At 44.5% G+C, this 22,749-nt stretch carries 23 protein-coding genes; 10 read left to right on the top strand and 13 right to left on the bottom strand.

The window, feature by feature from the left end; all coding sequences use genetic code 11:
- Nucleotides 1–23 precede the first annotated feature (23 nt).
- From mraY to bioB, 9 genes are all read right to left on the bottom strand, one after another.
- The gene (gene mraY / locus FD973_RS00900; RefSeq protein WP_215323785.1) at nt 24–1,193 is read right to left on the bottom strand and encodes a phospho-N-acetylmuramoyl-pentapeptide-transferase; all 1,170 of its coding nucleotides are present in this window, start codon (nt 1,191–1,193) and stop codon (nt 24–26) included.
- The gene (gene murF / locus FD973_RS00895) at nt 1,184–2,635 is read right to left on the bottom strand and encodes a UDP-N-acetylmuramoyl-tripeptide--D-alanyl-D-alanine ligase (RefSeq protein WP_215323784.1); all 1,452 of its coding nucleotides are present in this window, start codon (nt 2,633–2,635) and stop codon (nt 1,184–1,186) included. The genes mraY and murF overlap by 10 nt, the downstream gene beginning before the upstream one ends.
- A complete protein-coding gene (locus FD973_RS00890) occupies nt 2,635–4,185 on the bottom strand; it encodes a UDP-N-acetylmuramoyl-L-alanyl-D-glutamate--2,6-diaminopimelate ligase (protein WP_215323783.1) in 1,551 nt (516 codons plus the stop codon). The genes murF and FD973_RS00890 overlap by 1 nt, the downstream gene beginning before the upstream one ends.
- Nucleotides 4,182–5,954, bottom strand: a complete 1,773-nt coding sequence (locus tag FD973_RS00885) for a penicillin-binding protein 2 (RefSeq protein WP_215323782.1) — start codon at nt 5,952–5,954, stop codon at nt 4,182–4,184. Before FD973_RS00885 ends, FD973_RS00890 begins: the two co-directional genes overlap by 4 nt.
- Nucleotides 5,951–6,217, bottom strand: coding sequence for a cell division protein FtsL (gene ftsL / locus FD973_RS00880; protein ID WP_215323781.1), 267 nt, complete (start codon nt 6,215–6,217; stop codon nt 5,951–5,953). The genes FD973_RS00885 and ftsL overlap by 4 nt, the downstream gene beginning before the upstream one ends.
- On the bottom strand, nt 6,214–7,164 hold the full coding sequence (gene rsmH, locus FD973_RS00875) for a 16S rRNA (cytosine(1402)-N(4))-methyltransferase RsmH (protein WP_215323780.1): 951 nt from the start codon (nt 7,162–7,164) through the stop codon (nt 6,214–6,216). Before rsmH ends, ftsL begins: the two co-directional genes overlap by 4 nt.
- 12 nt (nt 7,165–7,176) lie before the next feature.
- Nucleotides 7,177–7,605 carry a division/cell wall cluster transcriptional repressor MraZ gene (gene mraZ, locus FD973_RS00870; protein WP_215324651.1) on the bottom strand — a complete coding sequence of 143 codons (429 nt, stop codon included), beginning with the start codon at nt 7,603–7,605 and terminating at the stop codon, nt 7,177–7,179.
- Nucleotides 7,606–7,908: 303 nt separating this feature from the next.
- Complete coding sequence (coq7, locus tag FD973_RS00865; RefSeq protein WP_215323779.1) at nt 7,909–8,538, bottom strand: 2-polyprenyl-3-methyl-6-methoxy-1,4-benzoquinone monooxygenase; 630 nt, start codon at nt 8,536–8,538, stop codon at nt 7,909–7,911.
- Nucleotides 8,539–8,548: 10 nt separating this feature from the next.
- Nucleotides 8,549–9,598 carry a biotin synthase BioB gene (gene bioB, locus FD973_RS00860; RefSeq protein WP_215323778.1) on the bottom strand — a complete coding sequence of 350 codons (1,050 nt, stop codon included), beginning with the start codon at nt 9,596–9,598 and terminating at the stop codon, nt 8,549–8,551.
- Between the two features lie 89 nt (nt 9,599–9,687).
- Between bioB and bioA the strand changes: the two genes are divergently transcribed.
- The 4 genes from bioA to FD973_RS00840 are packed head-to-tail and all read left to right on the top strand — an operon-like array spanning nt 9,688 to nt 14,238.
- A complete protein-coding gene (gene bioA / locus FD973_RS00855) occupies nt 9,688–11,034 on the top strand; it encodes an adenosylmethionine--8-amino-7-oxononanoate transaminase (protein WP_215323777.1) in 1,347 nt (448 codons plus the stop codon).
- Nucleotides 11,031–12,269 carry an 8-amino-7-oxononanoate synthase gene (locus tag FD973_RS00850; RefSeq protein ID WP_215323776.1) on the top strand — a complete coding sequence of 413 codons (1,239 nt, stop codon included), beginning with the start codon at nt 11,031–11,033 and terminating at the stop codon, nt 12,267–12,269. Before bioA ends, FD973_RS00850 begins: the two co-directional genes overlap by 4 nt.
- On the top strand, nt 12,262–12,981 hold the full coding sequence (gene bioD / locus FD973_RS00845) for a dethiobiotin synthase (protein WP_215323775.1): 720 nt from the start codon (nt 12,262–12,264) through the stop codon (nt 12,979–12,981). Before FD973_RS00850 ends, bioD begins: the two co-directional genes overlap by 8 nt.
- Before the next feature lie 57 nt (nt 12,982–13,038).
- Nucleotides 13,039–14,238, top strand: a complete 1,200-nt coding sequence (locus FD973_RS00840) for a M20 aminoacylase family protein (RefSeq protein WP_215323774.1) — start codon at nt 13,039–13,041, stop codon at nt 14,236–14,238.
- Here the strand turns inward: FD973_RS00840 and FD973_RS00835 are convergent.
- Nucleotides 14,235–15,365, bottom strand: a complete 1,131-nt coding sequence (locus tag FD973_RS00835; RefSeq protein ID WP_215323773.1) for a murein transglycosylase A — start codon at nt 15,363–15,365, stop codon at nt 14,235–14,237. The two genes, FD973_RS00840 and FD973_RS00835, sit on opposite strands and share 4 nt — an antisense overlap.
- A gap of 130 nt (nt 15,366–15,495) precedes the next feature.
- Nucleotides 15,496–15,870 (bottom strand): Co2+/Mg2+ efflux protein ApaG, encoded by a 375-nt coding sequence (gene apaG, locus FD973_RS00830; protein WP_215323772.1) that lies wholly within the window; start codon nt 15,868–15,870, stop codon nt 15,496–15,498.
- Between the two features lie 49 nt (nt 15,871–15,919).
- Between apaG and rpe the strand changes: the two genes are divergently transcribed.
- From rpe to trpC, 5 genes are read left to right on the top strand one after another with little or no spacing between them, the layout of a single operon-like run.
- Nucleotides 15,920–16,645, top strand: a complete 726-nt coding sequence (rpe, locus tag FD973_RS00825; protein WP_215323771.1) for a ribulose-phosphate 3-epimerase — start codon at nt 15,920–15,922, stop codon at nt 16,643–16,645.
- Nucleotides 16,645–18,150, top strand: a complete 1,506-nt coding sequence (trpE, locus tag FD973_RS00820) for an anthranilate synthase component I (protein WP_215323770.1) — start codon at nt 16,645–16,647, stop codon at nt 18,148–18,150. The genes rpe and trpE overlap by 1 nt, the downstream gene beginning before the upstream one ends.
- Nucleotides 18,134–18,700, top strand: a complete 567-nt coding sequence (locus FD973_RS00815; protein WP_215323769.1) for an aminodeoxychorismate/anthranilate synthase component II — start codon at nt 18,134–18,136, stop codon at nt 18,698–18,700. Before trpE ends, FD973_RS00815 begins: the two co-directional genes overlap by 17 nt.
- A gap of 19 nt (nt 18,701–18,719) precedes the next feature.
- Nucleotides 18,720–19,745 carry an anthranilate phosphoribosyltransferase gene (gene trpD / locus FD973_RS00810; protein ID WP_215323768.1) on the top strand — a complete coding sequence of 342 codons (1,026 nt, stop codon included), beginning with the start codon at nt 18,720–18,722 and terminating at the stop codon, nt 19,743–19,745.
- Between the two features lie 10 nt (nt 19,746–19,755).
- The gene (trpC, locus tag FD973_RS00805) at nt 19,756–20,559 is read left to right on the top strand and encodes an indole-3-glycerol phosphate synthase TrpC (protein ID WP_215323767.1); all 804 of its coding nucleotides are present in this window, start codon (nt 19,756–19,758) and stop codon (nt 20,557–20,559) included.
- On the opposite strand, the gene FD973_RS00800 is transcribed toward trpC, so the two are convergent.
- Nucleotides 20,540–21,109 carry a hypothetical protein gene (locus FD973_RS00800; RefSeq protein ID WP_215323766.1) on the bottom strand — a complete coding sequence of 190 codons (570 nt, stop codon included), beginning with the start codon at nt 21,107–21,109 and terminating at the stop codon, nt 20,540–20,542. The two genes, trpC and FD973_RS00800, sit on opposite strands and share 20 nt — an antisense overlap.
- A gap of 108 nt (nt 21,110–21,217) precedes the next feature.
- Here FD973_RS00800 and FD973_RS00795 point away from each other — a divergent pair, with 108 nt between their 5' ends.
- Complete coding sequence (locus FD973_RS00795; protein WP_215323765.1) at nt 21,218–21,568, top strand: hypothetical protein; 351 nt, start codon at nt 21,218–21,220, stop codon at nt 21,566–21,568.
- Nucleotides 21,569–21,640: 72 nt separating this feature from the next.
- Here FD973_RS00795 and ychF read toward each other — a convergent pair whose 3' ends face one another.
- Nucleotides 21,641–22,735, bottom strand: coding sequence for a redox-regulated ATPase YchF (ychF, locus tag FD973_RS00790; RefSeq protein WP_215323764.1), 1,095 nt, complete (start codon nt 22,733–22,735; stop codon nt 21,641–21,643).
- Between the last annotated feature and the right edge of the window lie 14 nt (nt 22,736–22,749).

The raw sequence follows: 22,749 nt of genomic DNA, 5'->3' as shown, positions 1-22,749 counted from the left end.
AAATCAACATAATTACTTTTGGATCACCGTAACTTCAAACTAGATAAGCCAATTAAGACAAGAAGGATGGTGATAATCCAGAAACGCACCACTACTTGAGTCTCTTTCCAACCACCTAATTCAAAATGATGATGTAATGGCGCCATCCGGAATATCCGACGACCTTCACCAAAATGTTTCTTAGTGAACTTAAACCAAAATACTTGCAACATCACTGAAACAGTTTCCGCAACAAAAATACCGCCCATCACAAACAAAACTATTTCTTGACGAACAATCACAGCAATTGTTCCAAGTGCGCCACCCAATGCAAGCGCACCAACATCGCCCATGAATACTTGCGCAGGATGTGTGTTGTACCAAAGGAATGCCAATCCAGCACCCCCCATCGCCCCACAAAAAATCATTAGCTCGCCAGCGCCAGGAATGTAAGGGAAAAGTAAGTACTTTGCATAAATTGCATTACCCATTACATAAGCAAATGCGCCTAGGGCTGCACCTACCAAAATCACCGGCATGATGACTAAACCGTCTAGACCATCTGTTAAGTTGACAGCGTTGCTGCTACCAACAATCACTAAGTAACTCAAAATGATGAAGCCCATTACACCCAATGGGTAACTAACTTCTTTTATGAATGGCAACAGTAAATTAGTTTTAGCTGGGAGATCCAATGCAAATCCACTTCTTAGCCATTCATAAAATAACTGCAGTACCTTGAAGTTATTCACCTCTGAAACAGAGAAGGCTAGATAGATTGCTGCGAAAAGACCAATGATGGTTTGCCAAAAGAACTTTTCTCTTGAGGCCATACCCTTAGGGTCTTTGTAGACCACTTTGCGATAGTCATCCACCCACCCAACTAAACCAAAACCAAATGTAACGATCATCACAATCCATATAAATCGATTACTTAGATCAGCCCATAGCATGCAGGAAATAAATATGCCAAGCAAAATCAATACACCACCCATCGTTGGAGTACCAGACTTCACTAAATGAGTTTGAGGTCCATCAGTTCTAACAGCCTGACCAATCTTCAAAGCAGCTAATTTTCGAATTACCCAAGGTCCAGCTGCCAAACCAATTAATAAAGCAGTAACCGTTGCCATCACCGCTCTAAAGGTGATGTAGTTGAACACTCGGAAAAATCCAAAGTCATCTTGCAACCATTGCGCCAACATTAAGAGCATGTTTTAGCCTCCTCTAACAAGGCTTGAACTACACGCTCCATCCGCATAAACCGTGAACCTTTTACCAAAATATTTAAGTGTTGATTGCTACCAGTAGCCTGAGCATGGAGCGCATCCCTCAGTTGCGCTATCAAACTATCCATATCTACAAAATGTTTTGCAGTAGATGTAGTTGTTCCACCATTCTTATGCACGCCTTCAAATCCCTGAAGTGCAAACTGGGACTGATCTCCCAAGACAAATAATCTGGAAACCCCCTGTTCGGCAGCGTAAGCACCAACTTCTCGATGAAACTCTGGCCCTTGATTGCCAACTTCACCCATATCACCCAGAATCAACCAGGATAAATTACCTGATTGCTTTAAAGCATCGATAGCAGCTCTTACTGAATCTGGATTAGCGTTGTAACTATCATCTATGAGGGTGTGATTCGAATCAATCGCCTTTGCTTGCATTCGCCCATTGACTGGTAAGAATGACTCGAGTCCCAACTTAATCTTGTCAAGACCAAGACCGGCTGCAATACCAACTGCACTAGCAGCCAGAGCATTGCGCACATTATGGCTACCCAAAGTGTTTAGCTGAACCTCGATAACGCCTAGTTCAGTTTGAATTTGCACAAGACCATTGCTCAATAAATTTCCAGTGACAGCAGCTGAAATTTTGTTTTGCCCAGACGCTAATACAAAATCAATTACTTTTCGACCAGCTGCCGCCTTATGCCAAACACTTACAAATTCAGAGTCGGCAGGAAATACAGCAATTCCATCCTTTGGTAAAGCACGAATGGCATCAGAGTGTTCTTCGGCGACGGCTTCCACTGTTGCCATAAACTCCTGATGTTCGCGTTGGGCATTATTAATCAAAACAATGTTGGCTTGTGCAATTGCAGCTAATTGAGCTGTTTCGCCAGGATGATTCATACCAAGCTCAATCACAGCAAGCCGGTCAGAAGAGCGTAATTTCAATAGCGTTAAAGGCAAGCCAATGTCGTTATTCAGATTACCTTTAGTTACCAAAGCATGATCTTCTCCGACTGCTGCCTTGAAAATAGAGGCAATCATTTCTTTAACTGTAGTCTTACCATTGCTACCAGTAACCAAAGCTAGAGGAATTGGATGGCTTGCTCGCCAAGCTTTTGCTAATTCGCCTAATCCTATACGTGTATCTGAAACACAAATTGCCGGTAAGTCCGCAGGGCATTTATCTGCATTACTAATGAGAGCAGCTCGAGCGCCTGCTTTAGCTACATCGGATAAAAAATCATGCGCATCAAAACGCTCGCCTACAAGTGCCACAAATAATTCATCACAATCAATTTGACGACTGTCTGTGCCAACTCGAGAAATAGATAGCTTCTGAGCAGACTCTGCTGTGGTGTTAATTAATATGCTTCTTGGCAACATAGCCTGTGCTTGAGCAAGAGTTGTCATGATAGACATCAGACACTTCCTCCTGCTGCCAATCGAATATGTTCTTGATCAGAAAAATCAAATTTCTTGCCATTAATCTCTTGAGTAGTCTCATGGCCTTTGCCGGCAACCAAAACAATGTCACGAGAATCTGCATGACGAATAGCGGCCATAATTGCAGCAGCTCGATCGGCAATCATTTGAACATTTGCCAAATCCGTATTCATACCACTACGAATCATTTGCATGATGACTTGCGGATCTTCTGAACGGGGATTGTCACTAGTAATGAGAATGTTATCGGCATTGCGCTCGGCAACAGCGCCCATCAAAGGGCGTTTGCCCACATCACGATCACCACCACAACCAAACACACACCAAATCTTTCCACCACGTTGTTCAGCGATCGGATGCAATGCTTGCAAAGTCTTCTCGAGAGCATCTGGCGTATGTGCATAATCGACAACCGCCAATAATCCATCAGCCTTGTGATGCCTGCCAAGTCGAATCAACTCCATGCGACCAACTACTGGGTTTAATTGGCTTACTTTTTGCGTAGCTGAATCACAGCTCATGCCTTGTGAGAGCAAAACAGTCCACACTGCAAGCGCATTACTTAAATTAAATTCACCCAATAATGGAATGTGTAATTCCGAACTTAACACTCCATCTAAAACAAAACTTGATTTGTAACCCGCACTGCTCAGTACGGTGTTGTTTGCATAAATTCTTTGTAAACGATCACCAAATTTTTCAAATCCTTGAAATGCCGATCGTGATAATGCATATGCCCAGACCTTCAAATCTTCTCTCGCCAATAAATTCATAGCTAATTCACGGCCAAAGGCATCATCCAAATTGATCACGGCATGCTCAAGACCAGCATGTTGAAATAACTTGGCTTTTGCCTCGGCATAATCAGCCATACTGCCGTGGTAATCCAAATGATCTTGAGTCAAATTGGTAAATACTGCGCAATGAATATCTGTTCCAGCGATTCGCTCTTGATGTAGTGCGTGTGAAGATACTTCCATCACCACTTGTTTTGCTCCAGCACTACGCAATTCTGCCAATTGAGTCTGCAGTTTAGGAGCGTCTGGGGTTGTATAGCCCGTCTGCACCAAAGCACCGGGAAAGCCAGTACCTAGAGTACCCAAAACCGCAGTGCGATGATTACTAGCATCCAATGCTTGAGCAAGCCACTGAGTAATACTAGTTTTTCCGTTGGTACCAGTGACACCAATAATGTTTAATTCTTTGCTAGGGTGACCATACCATTGAGCACACAATTCGCCCGCCTTTGCTGCAAGATTCTCTACTGCAAAGCACTGTGGATGATCTTCAATTTGACTGCTCATTTCAGCAGAATCAAACACAACTGCAGCGGCCCCATTTGCTAAAGCAGCATCAATAAATTGACGGCCATCGCGCAATGCATTGCCATGACCAACTGGATAGGCAAAAAAGATATCTCCAGCTTTAATCTGGCGACTATCCGCACTTACTTTAGCGGAAGAATTAGCTAAGGTATGCAGATGTTCAATCAAATGATTGGTGTCTATTTTCAAGGCCACCCTCATCGTTTCAAAACCACATGTTGAGCTTGAGCATTAGCAACATGAATCTCTTCTGGATTCTTATCTTGCAAAACCATTTGCTTTACTTTGCTATCAGGCAAAACATTTAGGGTATGCAATGTTTCGCTCACAATTGTGGAGAATACTGGAGCCGCAACATCACCACCGTAATGACTTCCGCCAGTAGGCTCATCAATCATTACTGCCACAACAATTCGTGGAGCGCTTATTGGCGCTAAACCAGCAAAGTAAGCACGGTATTTATTGCCATATCCTTTGCCAACCAACTTATGTGCCGTTCCCGTCTTACCACCCACACGGAAACCTTCAGCCTGAGCTTTAATTGCAGTTCCACCTGGCTCAGTCACAGCCTCCATCATATTGCGCATCTCAATCGCTGTTTTTGGAGAGAGCACCCTTGTGCCCTGCTTAAATTCTGGGCTACGCTCAATAGTTAAAGGAACTAACTCTCCGTCGCGAGCAAAGACTGTATAAGCACGTGCCACTTGAAATAGCGATGCAGAGATTCCGTATCCAAAAGCAATACGCGCTTGGTCGGTAGGCATCCATTTTTTATATGGGTGCACTGTTCCTGCAACGGCACCAGGGAAACCAATCTTAGGAGCCTGACCTAAACCAACTGCAGTATAAAAATCCCACATTTCTTCAGGAGAAAGATTATTCATTGCAATCTTTGCAGTACCAATATTGCTAGACTTTTGAATAATTTGCGCAACAGTTAAGTTTCCGTATGGATGTGTATCGGTAATTGGCTTCGGACCAACTAGATATTGCGCGCCGATCACCATATTAGTTTCTGGTTTGACAGATCCTTTTTCAAGCGCAATCGCAATTGTCAAAGGCTTCATCGTGGAGCCAGGCTCAAAGGTATCTGTTAAAACGCGATTGCGAAGTTGTTCGCCCGTCAAAAACCGTCGATCATTTGGGTTGTAGCTTGGATAATTTGCTAAAGCCAAAATCTCACCCGTTTGTGTATCGAGCACAACTGCACCACCAGCCTTAGCATGATGCTTTTCAACCGCATCTTTTACGGCGTTGTATGCCAAGAACTGAATCTTGCTATCTATAGAGAGATTGAGATCTTTACCATTTTGCGGCAACTGCAAGATTGCAACATCCTCAACAACACGGCCCAAGCGATCAACCACTACACGCCTTTGCCCAGGATGTCCTGCGAGCTCATTCTCACGGGAAAGCTCCATGCCTTCCTGACCTTTATCGTTCACATTTGTAAAGCCAACTACATGAGCCATCGCTTCACCTTCAGGGTAAAAGCGACGATATTCATTGTTTAAACCTATGCCCGGGATCTCTAACTGCTTGATCTGTTGAGCGACAGCTGGGTCTACTTGACGTTTTAAAAAGATTTGCTTGCGCTCTTCTTTAAGTTTTTTACGTAACTCTGCTTCACTGATTTGCAATAGACTAGCTAGCTTCTGCACTTTTTCAGCAGCCAAATCATCGGGTACTGTGTCGTTATAAGCGATAACCGATTTCGCCTCGAGACTTGTAGCAATGACTTGGCCATTGCGGTCCAAAATTTTTCCGCGGCTAGCAGGCAACTCTAATTCGCGCTGAGTACCACGCACCCCTTTTGCCTCATAAAATGCATTGCCTGGCCCTTGAATCCAAAATGCGCGTAGCAAAAGCATCATGAAAACGAAGAATAAAAGGAATAGCATTAAACGCGACCGCCACATTGGCAGGCGCAAGACTAAATTGGGCGTAGTAGAAAATCCGACCGGCCTCATTTAGCCTCCTTCAGATACAAAGTACGTTCAGGAGTTATGGGAGACATATGCAATTGATTGCGAGCAACTTCGCGAATCCTTGCAGACTTTGAAAGATTGCGTTGCTCGTATTCCAAGCGCAACCAATCTTGATTTAATCGTCGCTCTTCAATCTGCGCACGTTCTTGAAGAATAAATAGCTTACGTGCACGCTGCTGAGCGGCTACCAAGGACAAGGCGCAAATCAACAGCAAGGCAAGCAAAGTGAAAGTGGCTCGATTCATGCAGCGACTCCGATACGCTTTTCAGCTACACGCATAATTGCTGAGCGAGCACGTGGATTTTCAGAAATTTCGATATCGCTTGGCTTAATACGGCCAATAATCGCAAGCGCACTTTGCGGTAAATCTTTTTCTCGCACAGGTAAGCCACGAGGTATCGCTACTTTTGCATGTGCCTGCATGAATTGCTTCACTATGCGATCTTCTAAAGAATGAAAACTAATTACTGCCAGTCTTGCGCCTGGCTTTAATAATCGCAAAGCAGCCTTTAATCCAAGTTCTAAGTCTTCCAACTCGCGATTAATAAAAATACGTAATGCCTGAAAAGTTCTGGTAGCAGGGTCTTGACCAGCTTCACGCGTACGCACTACGCTAGCAACTAAATTTGCTAACTGCGTGGTTGTTTTTGGAGATAAGCCTTCCTCTCGCTTGGCAACGATAGCTCTTGCGATCTGAAATGCGTAACGCTCCTCTCCGTAAGTCTTAATCACTTGGGTGATGTCCTCCAGTGACGCCTTCTCTAACCACTCTGCTGCAGTCAAGCCATGATCGGTATTCATGCGCATATCGAGCGGACCTTCGCGACGAAATGAAAAACCGCGATGTGCCTCGTCCACCTGAGGTGAACTGATACCTAAGTCCAACAAAATGCCATCGACTGACTCCGCCTCTGCGTATTGATCCATCTGCGCAAAACTGTCGTGCACAATTTTCAACCTGGGATCGTGGATGTTCTTGGCTACTGCAATCGCATCTAAATCTTTGTCGAAGGAAATCACTCTTGCAGAAGAATTCAACTCTTTGAGTAATGCTTGCGTATGACCACCGCGCCCAAAGGTTCCATCGATCATCAAAATTTTGCTTACTTCGTTTTGATTTTGAATCAGCGGACCGCCAATTAGCGCTGTCACCGCCTCGGCCAGCAACACTGGGCGATGAGTTATGTTCATGGCACCCCGTCATCAAAAATTAAATTGCTTGAGTGCTTCAGGCATGCCTTGCGCAATGGCAGCCTGCTCTTTTGCTGCATAGGTTGCTGCATCCCACAACTCCAAGTGACTGCCCATCCCAAGCAAAATCACTTCTTTTTCAATTCCTGCAGCTGCGCGTAATTCAGGGCTGACTAATATTCGACCAGCGCTATCAAGATCAATTTCGGCTGCGTTGCCTAGAAAAATTCTGCGCCACCAATGGGCATCCATGGGAAGTTGAGCAACCCTAGCTCGAAAGGTCTCCCACTCAGGCCGAGGGAAGAGCAATAAGCATCCATCAGGGTGTTTAGTAAGCGTAATTCGACCCTCGCCTTGAACCAACAAGGCGTCACGATGCTTGGCCGGTACCGACATACGACCTTTTGCATCTAAATTAAGAGCTGACGCGCCTTGAAACACCATTTACCCCACTTTTTCACACTTCCTCCCACTTTAGAGGATCGCAATAAGAGGGTCAAGTGTTTTTAGGAGTTTTTTGGGGAATTTCTCTAGTGTTTACAGACACTTAGCGTGATGTGTTCAGAAAATACTAATAATAAAATAGCTTCTTGAAACAATGGCTTGGAAAATATACTTAAGAATAGATCTTAGCTATTTGAGTTAATAATCAATAAATATACTGTATTTATAACCAGTAATATGAAAAAATATAACAAAAAAATTAATCTGAAATAGCGTAAAAAAATAACTCGTATTTCAGTTTTAAATTTTGTAAGCAGTAGTGGTCATTACCTTGGACATCGCCTGCATTATTTTTTGAATTGGATCTGGCAAATTTACGCCACCAGCATTTTTTGCAGCCTGCCCATGAGCAATTTCATCGATACGCATTTGATCAACAATTGCACGTGAACGCTGGTCTTCTTTGGGCAATTTTTCGAGATGACTTTCCAAGTGATTCTCAACTTGTTTTTCTGTTTCTGCAACAAAACCTAAACTCCACTTATCACCCGCTAAGCCAGCTGCCAAGCCGATTGCAAAGGATCCCGCATACCAAATTGGATTGAGATAACTCGTGTGGGATCCAAGCTCTTGAAGGCGAGTTTCGCACCAAGCTAAGTGGTCCATCTCTTCTTGGCCGGAATGATCCAGCATCTCCTGAATTTGCGGATTTCGGGCGACTAATTTTTGCGACTGATAAAGCGCTTGCGCGCAGACTTCACCAACGTGATTTACGCGCATCAGCCCTGCCGCATGTTTACGTTCGGCTGCGTCTAGCCCCAAACTACTCCCAAAATCAGATCCTGGGGTTGGTCTCTGAGCATGAGCACCTCCGACCACTGATCGAAGTGCAGTATCAAACTCCAGAATTAGACGATCTATTGGAGACATTTCAAAAAAACTAGACCAAAACCTCTGCCTTACAGCTTTGTTTGGTCTTTAAACCGAGCTCAGCCAAAAGCTCACGGTCTTGCTCTGCCTCAGGATTGCCGGTAGTGAGTAATTGCTCACCATAAAAAATGGAATTGGCGCCAGCCAAGAAGCACATAGCCTGAACCGCCCTACCAAGCTCCTGACGACCAGCCGATAAGCGGACGCGGGCTTTAGGCATCGTAATTCTAGCGACCGCAATAGTTCTGACAAACTCCAATGGATCTAGAGGCTTTTGGTCAGCCAATGGCGTCCCTGCCACTGGGACTAAGTGATTAATTGGGACTGATTCAGGATATGGACTCAAGTTAGCTAAACGAGCCAAAAATGCCGCCCGCTGCTCTCTAGATTCGCCCATACCCACTATTCCCCCGCAACAAACTGACATACCTGCAGCACGGACATTCGAAATAGTATCCAAGCGGTCTTGATAGCCTCGCGTTGAAATCACAGAACGGTAAAAGTCTTCGCTCGTATCTAAATTATGGTTATAAAAGTCTAGGCCAGCTTCTTGCAACGCTTGAGCCTGATCAGCCTCCAGCATTCCTAGAGTGGCGCAGGTTTCAAGACCTAAGGCCTTAACACCCTTAATCATGGCAGTGACTTTTTCAATGTCACGATCTTTTGGCTCACGCCAAGCAGCACCCATACAGAAACGGTTTGATCCAGCCGCTTTTGCGGCTTTGGCGGCCTCTAACACCTCTTCCAGGCCCATGAGTTTTTCAGCCTTGACATCAGTGTCATAGCGAGCAGCTTGAGGGCAGTAACCACAATCCTCAGGACATCCGCCAGTCTTAATGGACAACAGGGTTGCCAATTCGACATCACCATCAGGAAAGTAAGTTTTATGGATTTCTTGGGCCCTAAACATTAATTCGTTAAAAGGCAGGGCAAATAAAGCCTCAATTTGAGCAACTGACCACTCTCCAGACGCCCCAATTTCAGCATTTGCCCCTTGGTGCAAATCAGCCTTTGATTTAAATTGGGTTAAGGGTTTTTCAACAGTTTGAGCGTCCTGCATGGGCAAATTCCAGAAATTAGGTAGATTCAAGGCATAAACATAACAGATACAGACCTAAATTTGGAAAAACTAGTGTTCAAATATCAAACATGAAGGTTATTTCTGATTTAAATCAAACTCCGCTCGTCGATCGCAGTCTCGCCACCGTTTGGCACCCCTGCACACAAATGAAACAGCATGAGTCCTTTCCGCTAGTTGCCATCTCAAAAGGGAAAGGCGCTTGGCTATACGACGAAAACGGCCATGCGCTACTTGACGCAATTAGTTCATGGTGGACAAATTTATTTGGCCATTCAAATCCACGCATCAATCAAGCAATCACTGCGCAATTAGAAAAAATTGAGCATGTGATGTTGGCTGGCTTTACTCATACCCCCGTTGTGGAGCTATCTGAAAAACTTTCTGCATTAACTCATCATCATTTAGGACATGCCTTCTACGCCTCTGATGGCGCCTCTGCAGTTGAAATTGCACTAAAGATGAGTCATCACTATTGGCAGCTCAATGGTCAAACACAAAAGAAAAAATTTGTATGTCTCGAGAACGGTTATCACGGCGAGACACTTGGCGCATTAGCGGTAACTGATGTTGCCATCTTTCGTGAAGCATATGGGTTGCTATTACAAGATGTGTTCACCGTCTCTTCGCCCGATGCACGTAAAGCAAAATCTGGCGAAAGCGCAGAAGGCGTCGCCAAAAATGCGGCAAAAGAACTTGAGAAGTTATTTGCAAAAGAGCACCACAATATTGCCGCCATCATCGTTGAGCCGCTAGTGCAATGTGCCGGACAAATGGCGATGCATTCACCTGAGTATCTTCGACTGGTAAGGGAACTGTGCGATCGTTACGATGTACATTTAATTGCGGATGAGATTGCAGTAGGCTGTGGTCGAAGCGGCAAATTTTTTGCATGCGAACACGCAGGCATTTGGCCAGACTTCTTAACTCTCTCTAAGGGCATAAGCGGTGGCTACCTGCCACTTTCTCTTTGTCTTACTACCGACAAAATTTACCAAGCCTTTTATGGCGATCAAACTCAGCAAGGATTTTTACATTCTCATTCATACACTGGAAATCCATTGGCTTGCGCTGCTGCACTCGCTTGTCTAGATATTTTTGCCACTGACAAAGTGTTGGAAAAAAATATTGAGCGCTCTAATGATTTAGCCAATGCATTTGCGTGGGCAAAGAGTGATTTGCGAATTGAACATTGGCGCCAGCAAGGAATGATTTTGGCATTTGATGTCAAAAATGATTTCTTAAAAAATCCTAAAACATTTTCTCGAGAAATGTTTGCTAACGGCTTAGAAGGAGGGGTGTTGATTAGGCCTATAGGTAACACCATCTATGTGATGCCTCCATACATTTTGTCTCCGAGCGAAACTTTGCAACTAGGCACCTCAGTGCAAGACGCACTTAAGAAAACATTGGCATGACGAACTCATTTAAAGCCTTGCATTTGGCGCATGAGCAACTTGCAAAACTTGAATCGCAATTACTCAAACGAACATTAAGAGCAACAGAATCTCCGTGCGATACAAAAGCTACGATTGAAGGGCGAGAACTAAAAACATTCTGTAGCAATGACTACCTAGGGCTGGCTAATCATCCCGATTTGGTTGCAGCACTTGCGGAAGGCGGTCAAAAATATGGGGTTGGTAGTGGTGCCTCGCATTTAATTAGTGGTCACAGCGTCGCACACGAGGCCCTAGAAAAAGAACTGGCAACATTTCAAAAAGACCATATACCAAATGCACGCGCGTTATTTTTTAGCACAGGGTATCTTGCAAATATTACCGCTATCACCTCTTTGGTAAAACTTGCGCCTCATGGAGCTACTAGCATTTATTCAGCAAGGTTAAATCATGCATCCTTAATTGATGGCATTCGTTTGGCGACTGCTCAAACAAAAGCGAATGTCACCTTGTTCGACCATACGCAACTCGATACATTAAATGAAACACTTAAAACGGATAAAAACCTCCTAAAGATTATTGTCACCGATGGAGTCTTTAGTATGGATGGTGATTTAGCTCCCGTTAAAAAATTATTGGGGCTTGCTCAAAAATATGACGCATTGCTATTGATAGATGATGCACATGGTTTTGGCGTATTAGGAAAAAATGGTCACGGCATTTTGGAACAAGAAAATATTTGTTCTGATCGAATTGTGTATATCGGCACTCTTGGAAAAGCGGCAGGAGTTAGCGGTGCTTTTGTTTGCGCAGAACAAACATTGATTGAATGGGTAATACAAAAGGGGCGTCCCTTTATTTACAGCACAGCTACTCCACCCGCAATCGCACACACCCTCTCAAAGAGCCTAGAAATAATTCATGGATTCGAAGGAAGTAGTCGTCGCTCTCATTTAAATAAATTAATTAAGATATGGCAGGAAGAGATGCATTTTTCTCAATGGGAAAAAGTCCCCTCCTGCACCGCTATTCAACCTGTAATTTTGGGTAGCAACGCCAATGCCTTACTTGCAGCCAAATTATTAGATGAGGCAGGTTACTGGATTCCGGCCATTCGCCCACCAACCGTACCTAGCGGAAGCGCCAGATTACGTATTACATTTTCAGCAAATCACAGTGAAGCAGATTTGCGCCTACTCATTTCAACTCTACAAAAAATTGAGCAAACAGTCATTCAAAGGGCGGATCATGAATAAGCCCAAAGGGTTTTTTGTAACCGGCACCGACACTGAAATTGGTAAAACTTTAGTAGCTGGTGCGCTAATACTGAAATTACGCGAGCGAGAAATTAAGACCCTTGGTTTTAAACCGGTCGTGGCTGGCACTTATACCAACCCAGATGGCGAAATCTTCAATGAAGATATAGAAACTTTAAGGGTGGCATCAAATCTAAATTCTGATGACTTGAATATATGCCCCTATGTGTTGCAAACACCCGCAGCGCCTCATCTAGCTGCCATTCAACAAGGTTTGCTATTAAAAAGGGATGTAATGGCAAAGGCCTTTCAAAAGATTCAAGATCAGGCAGATTGCGTGGTGGTTGAGGGTGCCGGCGGCTTAATCATTCCCTTAAATGATCATGAAGATTTGAGTAGTTTTGCAAAAGAAATTGATTTGCCGATCATTCTAGTGGTGGGCATGAAATTAGGTTGCATTAATCATGCCCTGCTAACCTATGAAGCTATTAAGTTGCGTAATTTGAAGTTTGTGGGATGGATAGCAAATTCCCTGTCCGAAGAAATGCCATTTCTACAAGAAAATCTTCGGACTCTAAAAACTAGAATCTCAGCACCTTTTTTAGGATGTGTTCCGCCCCTACCTGAAGAGCTGCGCAAGCCACCCAATAGCCCGTATTCAATTGAAGCTCTAAATTTTGCTGCACAGCACATTCAACTACCGAAGAGTTAATTAATAGCCCTCACCCCAAAAGAGGCAAATTAATAGACTTTCGGATAAGATGAAGATATGCATTTACTCTCTGAAATTACTGACTCAGCAGAAACCATTCAGGAAATTAGACGCAATATTCATGCGCACCCTGAACTGCGTTTCGAAGAAAATCGCACATCCGATTTAGTTGCGGAAGCGCTTTCTAGCTGGGGTATTACTGTTTATCGTGGCATGGGTAAAACTGGGGTGGTTGGTCGTTTGGATGGCGACCTAGGACCAGGCAAGATGATTGGTCTGCGCGCCGATATGGATGCACTGCCCTTACAAGAGCACAACAACTTTGCTCATGCTTCAAAAAATCCTGGAAAGATGCATGCTTGTGGCCATGATGGCCATACCGCCATGCTATTGGGTGCCGCACAATATTTATCGAATCATCGTGATTTCAAAGGTACGGTAATTTTTATTTTCCAGCCAGCCGAAGAAGGTGGTGCGGGCGCCAAAGAAATGATTAATGATGGTCTTTTCAAAGATTTTCCATGCGACGCTGTATTTGGATTGCATAACTGGCCCGGCTTAGCAGAGGGCCATTTTGGTGTGACGCCTGGCCCAATGATGGCGTCAAGCAATGCTTTTGAAGTTACCATCACAGGCAAAGGTGGGCATGCGGCATTACCTCACAATAGCGCAGACCCAGTATTGACTGGAGCACAAATAGTGCTGGCATTGCAAAGCATCATCACGCGCAATAAGCGCCCTGTAGATGCCGCAGTTTTATCCATCACGCAATTTCATGCGGGCGAAACAAGCAATGTCATTCCTGATAGCGCGTTTATTGGCGGAACGGTACGCACATTTACTTTAGGAGTACTCGACCTCATCGAACAACGCCTTCGAGAAATCGCTCACAGTGTTGCAAGCGCTTTTGATTGCAAAGCCGAAATCACCTTCTCAAGAAATTACCCACCGCTCATTAATCATGCCGAAGAAGTGAAATTTGCTACTGAAGTGATGAGTGAACTAGTTGGCAAACAAAATGTAAATGAATCCATCGACCCCACAATGGGTGCGGAAGACTTTGCATTTATGTTGCTAGAGAAACCCGGCTGCTATGTGTTTTTGGGCAATGGTGATGGTGATCATCGCTCGGTAGGTCACGGTATGGGCCCATGCCATTTGCATAACCCTTCTTATGATTTCAATGACGCATTGATCCCAGTAGGCGTGAGCTATTGGGTCAAACTAGCTCAACGTTTCTTAGAAAAAACTAACTAGCGGGGAAGCAGCAACCACATTCGACCATTCTGCTTCATGCGACCAGCCATCTCTCCAGCAGAATCTCCCGATCCCCAATAGTAATCAGCTCGTACACCACCAACAATTGCTTTGCCAGTGTCCTGCGCCATTACTAGTTTTTGCAAAGGCTGACTGCTTAGCGGTTTAGTTGTTGCCAAAAATACTGGTGCCCCTATTGGCAAGGCCTGTAAATCAACTGCAATACTGCGTTCGCTAGTTAATGGCACACCAAGGGCTCCATTGGGACCTAAATCTGCCGCTACATTTCCTGGCAATTCTTTAAAGAACACAAAACGTGGGTTGGCGTTAAGCATTTCATTCACTTGGCCAGGATTACGTTTAGCCCATTGCGATATGCCCTGCATCGTCGCTTCACTGCGGGTAATTTCTTTACGATCCAAGAGCCATTGTGCAAATGATTTAAAGGGTTGGTCATTGGTCCCCGCAAAGCCAAGACGAATAGTCCGACCATCTTCAAGGCGAATTTTTCCCGAACCTTGAATTTGCATAAACGCCGCAGCCACAGGATCCTGCACCCACGCGATTTCAGAACCCTGCAAAACACCTGAACTCATCAGTTCAGCACGGCTTGGAGCTGGATTAGGTTTCGATTTGCGCCACGCATTAGGGTAACCATAAAGCGGAATACTATAAGTACTTGTTCGAGTCAGCGAACCCTTCATCACAGGCTCGTAATAACCAGTGATTAAGCCTGTATCACTTCCAGAGCTCGTACGAATTTCATAGGCCTGAAAATTACTTTCAAAATACTTACGAATTGACTGAATATCACCACCAGAAACATTACCTGCTTGAGCGCATACTTGGCGCCAATTTACTTCACTATTTTTTTTGCGCAAAGCGTCGCAACTCTTTAACCAAGCTGGCCATGCCTGAGTCATATCATCCTCTTGCCATCCTGGTAAAGCCTGCCAAGAAACAGCACTAAAACTTGCAATAGGAGAGCTATAGCTCGATGGAGCGGCACCCGAACTGCCAGAGCGAGAACCAGCACTACGAGTGGGAGGAACAGAGCATCCACCAATTAAACTGGCTAACAAGATAAGGAATACACTAGTTAGCAATAACTTAAATTTAAAAATCATGATTGCTAATTTACTCGATGAATACCCAATGCTACTGTTTGCATTTGAAGGCGCTGTTGCTTTGGGGCTTTTATTATTTATTGTTCTTTGGACGGGAAAAGGCAAAAAATAAAGCTTCAGGGACCCCACATTAATGCAAAGTACGCGGCATCACTAAAGCAAACTCTGGAATTGGGGCCTGAAAGAATTGGGCATCTTCAGTTACACAAAAATACTCTCCACGCATCGTTCCGGCTGGGGTAGGCAAAGTAGCCCAGCTGGTGTATTCAAAATGCTCTCCTGAGCGAAGTAATGGTTGCTGACCAACCACCCCCAAACCTCGCACCTCCTGAACATCATTATCGCCATCAGTAATGAACCAATGGCGCGCAATCAGTTGAATACTGGCTGCCCCCGTATTTCGGATGGTGACGGTATAAGCGAAGGCAAATTGGCGATTATCGGGGTCAGATTGCTCTGGAAGATACTGGGCTTTGACCGTAATGCTCATTTCGTGAGGATTCATGATCGAATTCTGCTCCATCCTAAGGTCAACTGCAAGCTAGAATCTAGGGATGGAAAGTCAAAAATCATCCTCAAACAGTCAATTTGTCATTGCTCCATCTATTTTGTCTGCCGACTTCGCCTGCCTAGGCAAAGAGGTTCAGGACGTTTTAAAAGCTGGGGCCGACTGGATTCACTTTGATGTGATGGATAACCACTATGTGCCGAATCTCACAATTGGCCCCTTGGTCTGTGAGGCTATTCGCCCTTACGCAAATAAAAATGGCAAGCCTGCCGTAATTGATGTGCACCTGATGATCGAGCCGGTCGATCGGATCGTTCCTGACTTTGCCAAAGCGGGTGCTAATTTAATTAGCTTTCATCCCGAGGCGAGCCCTCACGTTAATCGCACATTAAATTTAATTCGAGATCAAGGTTGTCAAACCGGTTTAGTACTAAATCCAGCAACACCTCTTGATCATCTTGACCATACTTTGGATCTACTAGACCTAGTATTACTTATGTCTGTCAATCCAGGATTTGGTGGTCAATCATTTATTCCAAGCACCCTTAGCAAGATTACTCAAGTACGCGAACGCTTAGATCTTCATCAGGCTGAAACAGGGCGACACATTCGTCTTGAAGTAGATGGCGGAATTAAGACTGACAATATTGCAGCCGTTGCCCAAGCAGGCGCAGATACTTTTGTTGCGGGCTCTGCAATTTACGGAAAAGATAACTATGCTGAAGTGATTGCAGCAATGCGCACTGAACTAAAAAAGTCAGGAAGATCGTAATGCAGCGCGAAGAATTTAATGCTCTGGCAAAACAGGGTTTCAATCGTATTCCACTGGTTAAAGAAGTATTAGCGGATCTTGAAACTCCACTGTCTCTTTACGTCAAACTCAGTCAAACATTTGGTCAGAAAAATACTTACCTATTGGAGTCCGTTTTAGGTGGGGAACGTTTTGGGCGCTTCTCCTTTATTGGATTACCTGCTCGAACAATTGTAAGAGCGGTTGGAACTCCTCACTCTCCAATCAATGAAGTCGTCACCGATGGAAAAGTTGTAGAAACTAATACCGACAATCCTCTCGACTTTGTAGATAAATATTTCAATCGTTTTAAGGTTGCATTGCAGCCTGGTATGCCACGTTTTTGTGGTGGTCTCGCAGGATACTTTGGATACGACACCGTACGATATATCGAATCTCGCTTAGCCAATCACCAACTTCCAGATGAATTAGGCGTTCCAGATATTCAACTCATGTTGACTGAGCAATTGGCAGTCATTGATAACGTTGCTGGAAAAATCTACTTCATTATTTATGCAGATCCTACTACTCCAAATGCATTTGAGAATGCCCAAGATCGGTTAAAAGAATTACTTAAATGTCTTGCGAAACCAGCGCAAATGCCGCCATCTTTACCAAGCACTAAGACTGATCTCATTCGCAAATTCAAAGCGGCAGATTTTGAGCAAGCTGTTTTAAAAACCAAAGAATATATTTTGGCTGGTGATTGTATGCAGGTAGTTATTGGGCAACGGATTAGCAAACCATTCACCGATTCACCATTAGCACTCTACCGTGCATTGCGTTCACTCAATCCTTCGCCCTATATGTACTTCTATGACTTTGGGGACATGCAGATCGTTGGTTCATCCCCAGAAATTTTGGTGCGCCAAGAAAAAAGAGCCTCCGAGAAGATTGTGACGATACGCCCACTCGCAGGTACACGTCCTCGCGGTGCAAACCCCGAGGAAGATGAGCGACTAGCTAAAGAGCTTTTGGCAGACCCCAAAGAAATCGCTGAGCACGTGATGCTAATTGATCTAGCGCGTAATGATGTAGGGCGAATTGCCAAAACTGGTTCGGTCAAGGTAACTGACTCGATGTCCATTGAAAAGTACTCACATGTTCAACACATCGTCAGCTCAGTAGAGGGTGATCTTTTAAACAATATGAGCAATATGGATGTACTACGCGCAACATTTCCAGCAGGGACTTTATCGGGGGCGCCTAAAATCCGAGCAATGGAAATCATTGATGAAATGGAAATTGTGAAACGTGGTGTATATGGTGGCGCAGTAGGCTATCTCTCCTTCTCGGGAGATATGGATGTAGCAATTGCTATACGTACTGGAGTTATCCGAGATGGGATGTTGCATTCTCAAGCTGGCGCTGGTGTAGTCGCTGATTCAGACCCAACGGCTGAGTGGAAAGAAACGGAAGCAAAAGCACGTGCAGTTTTGACTGCTGCCGATTTAGTGCAAGGAGGACTCGATGCTCCTAATGATTGATAACTATGACTCCTTTACTTATAACCTCGTGCAATATTTTGCTGAGCTAGGCGAGGAAGTGAAAGTATTTCGTAATGATGAAATTGCTGTGGAGGATATTGCCAAGCTCAACCCAGCACGCATCTGCATTTCTCCAGGCCCATGCAGTCCTGCTGAGGCTGGAATTTCCGTTGAAACCATCAAACGTTATGCTGGTCAAATTCCGATCCTGGGGGTTTGCTTAGGACACCAAGCGATTGGTGAGGCATTCGGCGGCAAAGTGATTCGCGCCCAAAAAGTCATGCATGGCAAAACTGACAGCATTCATCACACTGGACTGGGAGTATTTAGAAACCTCCCCAACCCATTCAAAGTGACTCGCTACCACTCACTAGCGATTGAGAGAAGCTCATTACCCTCATCGCTAGAGATTACTGCGACTTCTTCTGATGGAGAAATCATGGGCGTACGTCATCGCGATCTTGCTGTCGAGGGCGTGCAATTTCATCCAGAATCAATTCTTTCTGAGCATGGACACGCCCTACTAAAGAATTTTTTGCAAAATCAATAACTGTTTAATCACGAGAGCTATGCCAATCACTCCACAAGAAGCCCTGCAACGTTGCATTGAACATCGCGAACTCTTTCATGATGAGATGACGGATATGATGCGCCTGATCATGAGTGGTGAAATGGCACCGGAGTTAGTGGCAGGCCTGTTAGTGGCATTGCGCACCAAAAAGGAAACTGTTGGGGAAATTGCAGCTGCCGCGCAAGTGATGCGTGAGTTTGCGACCTCGGTACATGTAGAAGACCGTAGTCATTTAGTTGATGTAGTGGGTACTGGTGGAGATGGAGCGCACACCTTTAACATCTCAACAGCGGCGATGTTTGTTGCTGCTGGTGCTGGCGCAAAGATTGCTAAACATGGCAACCGTAGCGTCAGCAGCAAATCAGGTAGCGCCGATGTATTAGAAGCATTAGGCGTTAATCTAGCGCTATCCGCTGATCAAGTGGCTCGTTGTATTTCCACCATAGGAGCAGGATTTATGTTCGCTCCCAATCATCATCCAGCAATGAAAAATGTGGTGCCAATTCGTAAACAGCTCGGTGTGCGTACTATCTTTAATATCCTAGGTCCTCTTACCAATCCCGCTGACGCTAAGCGCATTTTGATGGGCGTATTTCATGCTGATCTTGTAGGCATTCAGGCTCGCGTATTACAAGCCTTAGGCATGGAACATGCGCTAGTAGTCTATGGTCGCGATGGTCTTGACGAGATCTCCCTAGAAGGACCAACCCTAGTGGGCGAACTAAAAGACGGCATAGTTCGTGAATATGAAATTCATCCAAAAGATTTCGGTTTAACTCCAGCCCCAACCAGCAGTTTTAAAGTGGCTAATGCCGCAGAGTCTAAAAAAATTGTGCTGGATGTACTTGATGGAAAATCTGGGTCACCAAGTGACATCGTCTGCCTAAACGCGGGAGCTACGCTTTATGTGGCTGGAATAGCTCCAGATATCGCCAGCGGTATTTCTTTGGCTAAATCAGCCATTAATTCTGGAGCCGCTCGTCAAAAGCTGGATGCATTTGTTGCAGCAACTCAATCAAAATAAATCATTCTTCATGAGCGATATCCTCGACAAAATCGTTGCAACCAAAAAGCTAGAAGTTGCCAACTGTCTTCAGCGTTTATCCCTTACTAATCAACGTGAGCAAGCGGAAGCCAATAATTTAGACCCGCTCCTGAAGCCAAGGGGCTTTATTCGTGCGATTGAGCAAAAGATTTTTGCTGGCAAGGCTGGCGTTATCGCAGAAATCAAAAAGGCAAGTCCTAGCAAAGGAATATTACGTGATAACTTTGTGCCCGCTGATATAGCTCAATCCTACGAAAAACATGGAGCTGCTTGTCTATCAGTCCTAACAGATGTCGATTACTTTCAGGGCTGCAATAATTATCTTCAACAAGCCCGAGCTGCTTGCCACATTCCAGTATTGCGCAAAGACTTCACTATAGATCCTTACCAGGTCTATGAAGCGCGTGCAATTGGCGCTGATGCTATCTTATTAATTGTGGCGTGTTTAGAGCTCAACCAGATGAAGGAACTTGAAGCGTGCGCCCATGAACTCGGATTGGATGTTCTGGTTGAAGTTCACAACGCTCCAGAGCTAGAACAAGCACTAGAGCTTAAAACGCCACTTCTTGGCATCAATAATCGCAATCTCAAAACCTTTGAGGTGACGCTACAAACCACTCTATCGCTTTTACCAATGGTTCCAAACAATAAGACCTTGGTAACTGAATCAGGAATTTTAGGTCGAGCCGATGTAGAACTCATGCGCAATAATCAAGTTAACGCCTTTCTAGTCGGCGAAGCTTTTATGCGCGCTCCAAATCCAGGTGAAGCACTTAGTGAGCTGTTCTCCTAGATTTTTTTAATAGATCTAAGCAATATTTAATTAGCGAAATGAGTAGTAATGCACCTAGGACGTCACCCATAAACATCACAAAAAAATGATTCAAGCCACCAGCATTTTCTAGTCCCATCGTAGAGAACCACCATTGATGCAAACCTGCCGAGAGCAAGGCATAAATTAAAATGCAAGCAACAACCTTGGGGAAATTTAGATTACTTAAGTCAGGCTCAAGACTAAGGTTGCTCAAAACAAAAATTCTGGCCAAGTAAGGCGCAAATCCAGAAATGAGCCCAATACCTATACACACCGTCAAATCATGAGAGAAAGCGCCAAAATAGCTAATTAAAAAGGAAGCAATACCAATTCCAAGCGCCCCAGGAAATCCAAAAATCAATGTCAGAAATAATCGCAAGCCTGCAGGAAGATAAATCCAGTTCACTCCCAAACTAAAAACTAATTGATTTGTAAGCCACTCATTGAAATAAAAGAGTAGTCCGTACGCTAAAAAACTAATAACACATCCTAGAAACCACTCCAAAGAAGTATTGAATAATTTAGACATTGGAATTAATAGATTTATTTTTGATTGACGCTCATCAATTGCTATTACTGGGTACTAGTAATACACTCATACTAGCTTAAAAGCCTGTACTAGATAGCCATCATTTATATGCCAACTTCACAAAATTCTCCCTATATTAAGTTTCTTAACTTAATTGACGCACTAGATCGAATCAATCCTGGTAAAAAGCTGGACTGTATTGAGGAAGGCTTGCTTGATAAGATTGTTGCTTGCGCTCATGCCGATCAACCTATCTTAGTAGGCGATTTAATATCACTTACTGAGCTAGGTTCGCAAGCTACTTTACATGGGCGCCTTAAAAATCTAAGCGCTATGGGTTACATCAAAATGGCAGCCAATGTAGACGGTCGAAAAAAGGAAGTACTGCCCACTAAGATGGCTCTGAAACGCTATGAAGAACTCTCTAAGTGCCTAGAAAAAGCGGTCAAAACAGCCTAAGCACTAAAGATTTAGTTATATATAAACAAAAAGCCCTTTTCAGGGCTTTTTTGATTAACAAGCTGAGTTGGCTTACACATTAAATAAGAAATTCAAGACATCTCCGTCTTTAACAATGTACTCCTTACCCTCTGCACGCATCTTGCCAGCCTCCTTAGCGCCCGCCTCACCCCTAAACTTTACAAAGTCATCGTAAGAAATAGTCTGGGCACGAATAAAACCACGCTCAAAGTCAGTATGAATAACGCCGGCTGCTTGAGGTGCGGTATCACCTACACGAATAGTCCATGCGCGAACCTCTTTCACGCCGGCGGTGAAATAAGTTTGCAAACCCAACAATGAATAGCCTGCCCGAATAACGCGATCTAGGCCTGGCTCATCCATGCCCAAATCGGCCAAAAACTCAACTTTGTCAGCATCATCTAAGTCCGCTATCTCGGCCTCAATGGCAGCACACACTGCTACGACAGGGGCATTTTCTTTTGCGGCATGTCGTTTGACAGCCTCGAGGTGCGGATTATCAGTAAAGCCGTCTTCCTTCACGTTCGCAACATACATTGCAGGCTTGGCGGTAATTAAGCACAAGGGCTTGATCAATAGCTTTTCATCATCACTAAGATTCAGACTTCGGACTGGCAAGGCAGAATCCAAATGGGCTTGAACCTTGGTAAGCACTGCTACCAAGGCCGCTGCCTCTTTGTCATTACCGGACTTAGCCGCCTTACTAGAGCGGTTCAATGTTTTCTCAACCGTTCCTAGGTCAGATAAAGCCAATTCAGTATCAATTACTCCAATATCTGCAATTGGGTCGATTTTTCCGGCCACATGAATGACGTTTGGATCCTCAAAGCACCGCACTACATGGGTAATGGCATCCGTTTCACGAATATTCGCCAAAAACTGGTTTCCAAGGCCTTCACCCTTTGATGCCCCAGCGACTAAACCCGCAATATCGACAAACTCGACAGCTGCAGGCAGTATGCGCTCAGGCTTCACGATTTCAGCCAATGCGGCTAAACGTGGGTCAGGGACCTCAACAACACCTACATTGGGCTCAATCGTGCAGAAAGGATAGTTTTCCGCAGCGATTCCAGCTTTGGTAAGCGCGTTAAAAAGGGTAGATTTGCCGACATTAGGCAGGCCGACGATGCCACATTTCAAAGACATACCCGTATTGTAAA

This window comes from Polynucleobacter sp. MWH-Braz-FAM2G (genome assembly GCF_018687635.1).
In the GTDB taxonomy this organism is placed as follows: Bacteria; Pseudomonadota; Gammaproteobacteria; order Burkholderiales; family Burkholderiaceae; genus Polynucleobacter.
The sequence above is the reverse complement of the archived record's forward strand: the minus strand, read 5'-3'. Positions and strand labels throughout refer to the sequence as shown.

What these genes read in the sequence shown, in the direction of transcription:
- coq7 (WP_215323779.1), bottom strand. Translation starts at nt 8,538, where the DNA reads ATGTCTCCAATAGATCGTCTAATTCTGGAGTTTGATACTGCACTTCGA.
- bioA (WP_215323777.1), top strand. Translation starts at nt 9,688, where the DNA reads ATGAAGGTTATTTCTGATTTAAATCAAACTCCGCTCGTCGATCGCAGT.
- FD973_RS00850 (WP_215323776.1), top strand. Translation starts at nt 11,031, where the DNA reads ATGACGAACTCATTTAAAGCCTTGCATTTGGCGCATGAGCAACTTGCA.
- trpC (WP_215323767.1), top strand. Translation starts at nt 19,756, where the DNA reads ATGAGCGATATCCTCGACAAAATCGTTGCAACCAAAAAGCTAGAAGTT.
- mraY (WP_215323785.1), bottom strand. Translation starts at nt 1,193, where the DNA reads ATGCTCTTAATGTTGGCGCAATGGTTGCAAGATGACTTTGGATTTTTC.
- rpe (WP_215323771.1), top strand. Translation starts at nt 15,920, where the DNA reads ATGGAAAGTCAAAAATCATCCTCAAACAGTCAATTTGTCATTGCTCCA.
- bioD (WP_215323775.1), top strand. Translation starts at nt 12,262, where the DNA reads ATGAATAAGCCCAAAGGGTTTTTTGTAACCGGCACCGACACTGAAATT.
- FD973_RS00835 (WP_215323773.1), bottom strand. Translation starts at nt 15,365, where the DNA reads ATGATTTTTAAATTTAAGTTATTGCTAACTAGTGTATTCCTTATCTTG.
- FD973_RS00800 (WP_215323766.1), bottom strand. Translation starts at nt 21,109, where the DNA reads ATGTCTAAATTATTCAATACTTCTTTGGAGTGGTTTCTAGGATGTGTT.
- bioB (WP_215323778.1), bottom strand. Translation starts at nt 9,598, where the DNA reads ATGCAGGACGCTCAAACTGTTGAAAAACCCTTAACCCAATTTAAATCA.
- rsmH (WP_215323780.1), bottom strand. Translation starts at nt 7,164, where the DNA reads ATGAACATAACTCATCGCCCAGTGTTGCTGGCCGAGGCGGTGACAGCG.
- FD973_RS00815 (WP_215323769.1), top strand. Translation starts at nt 18,134, where the DNA reads ATGCTCCTAATGATTGATAACTATGACTCCTTTACTTATAACCTCGTG.
- apaG (WP_215323772.1), bottom strand. Translation starts at nt 15,870, where the DNA reads ATGAATCCTCACGAAATGAGCATTACGGTCAAAGCCCAGTATCTTCCA.
- ychF (WP_215323764.1), bottom strand. Translation starts at nt 22,735, where the DNA reads ATGTCTTTGAAATGTGGCATCGTCGGCCTGCCTAATGTCGGCAAATCT.
- FD973_RS00840 (WP_215323774.1), top strand. Translation starts at nt 13,039, where the DNA reads ATGCATTTACTCTCTGAAATTACTGACTCAGCAGAAACCATTCAGGAA.
- FD973_RS00890 (WP_215323783.1), bottom strand. Translation starts at nt 4,185, where the DNA reads ATGAGGGTGGCCTTGAAAATAGACACCAATCATTTGATTGAACATCTG.
- murF (WP_215323784.1), bottom strand. Translation starts at nt 2,635, where the DNA reads ATGTCTATCATGACAACTCTTGCTCAAGCACAGGCTATGTTGCCAAGA.
- FD973_RS00885 (WP_215323782.1), bottom strand. Translation starts at nt 5,954, where the DNA reads ATGAGGCCGGTCGGATTTTCTACTACGCCCAATTTAGTCTTGCGCCTG.
- trpE (WP_215323770.1), top strand. Translation starts at nt 16,645, where the DNA reads ATGCAGCGCGAAGAATTTAATGCTCTGGCAAAACAGGGTTTCAATCGT.
- FD973_RS00795 (WP_215323765.1), top strand. Translation starts at nt 21,218, where the DNA reads ATGCCAACTTCACAAAATTCTCCCTATATTAAGTTTCTTAACTTAATT.
- trpD (WP_215323768.1), top strand. Translation starts at nt 18,720, where the DNA reads ATGCCAATCACTCCACAAGAAGCCCTGCAACGTTGCATTGAACATCGC.
- ftsL (WP_215323781.1), bottom strand. Translation starts at nt 6,217, where the DNA reads ATGAATCGAGCCACTTTCACTTTGCTTGCCTTGCTGTTGATTTGCGCC.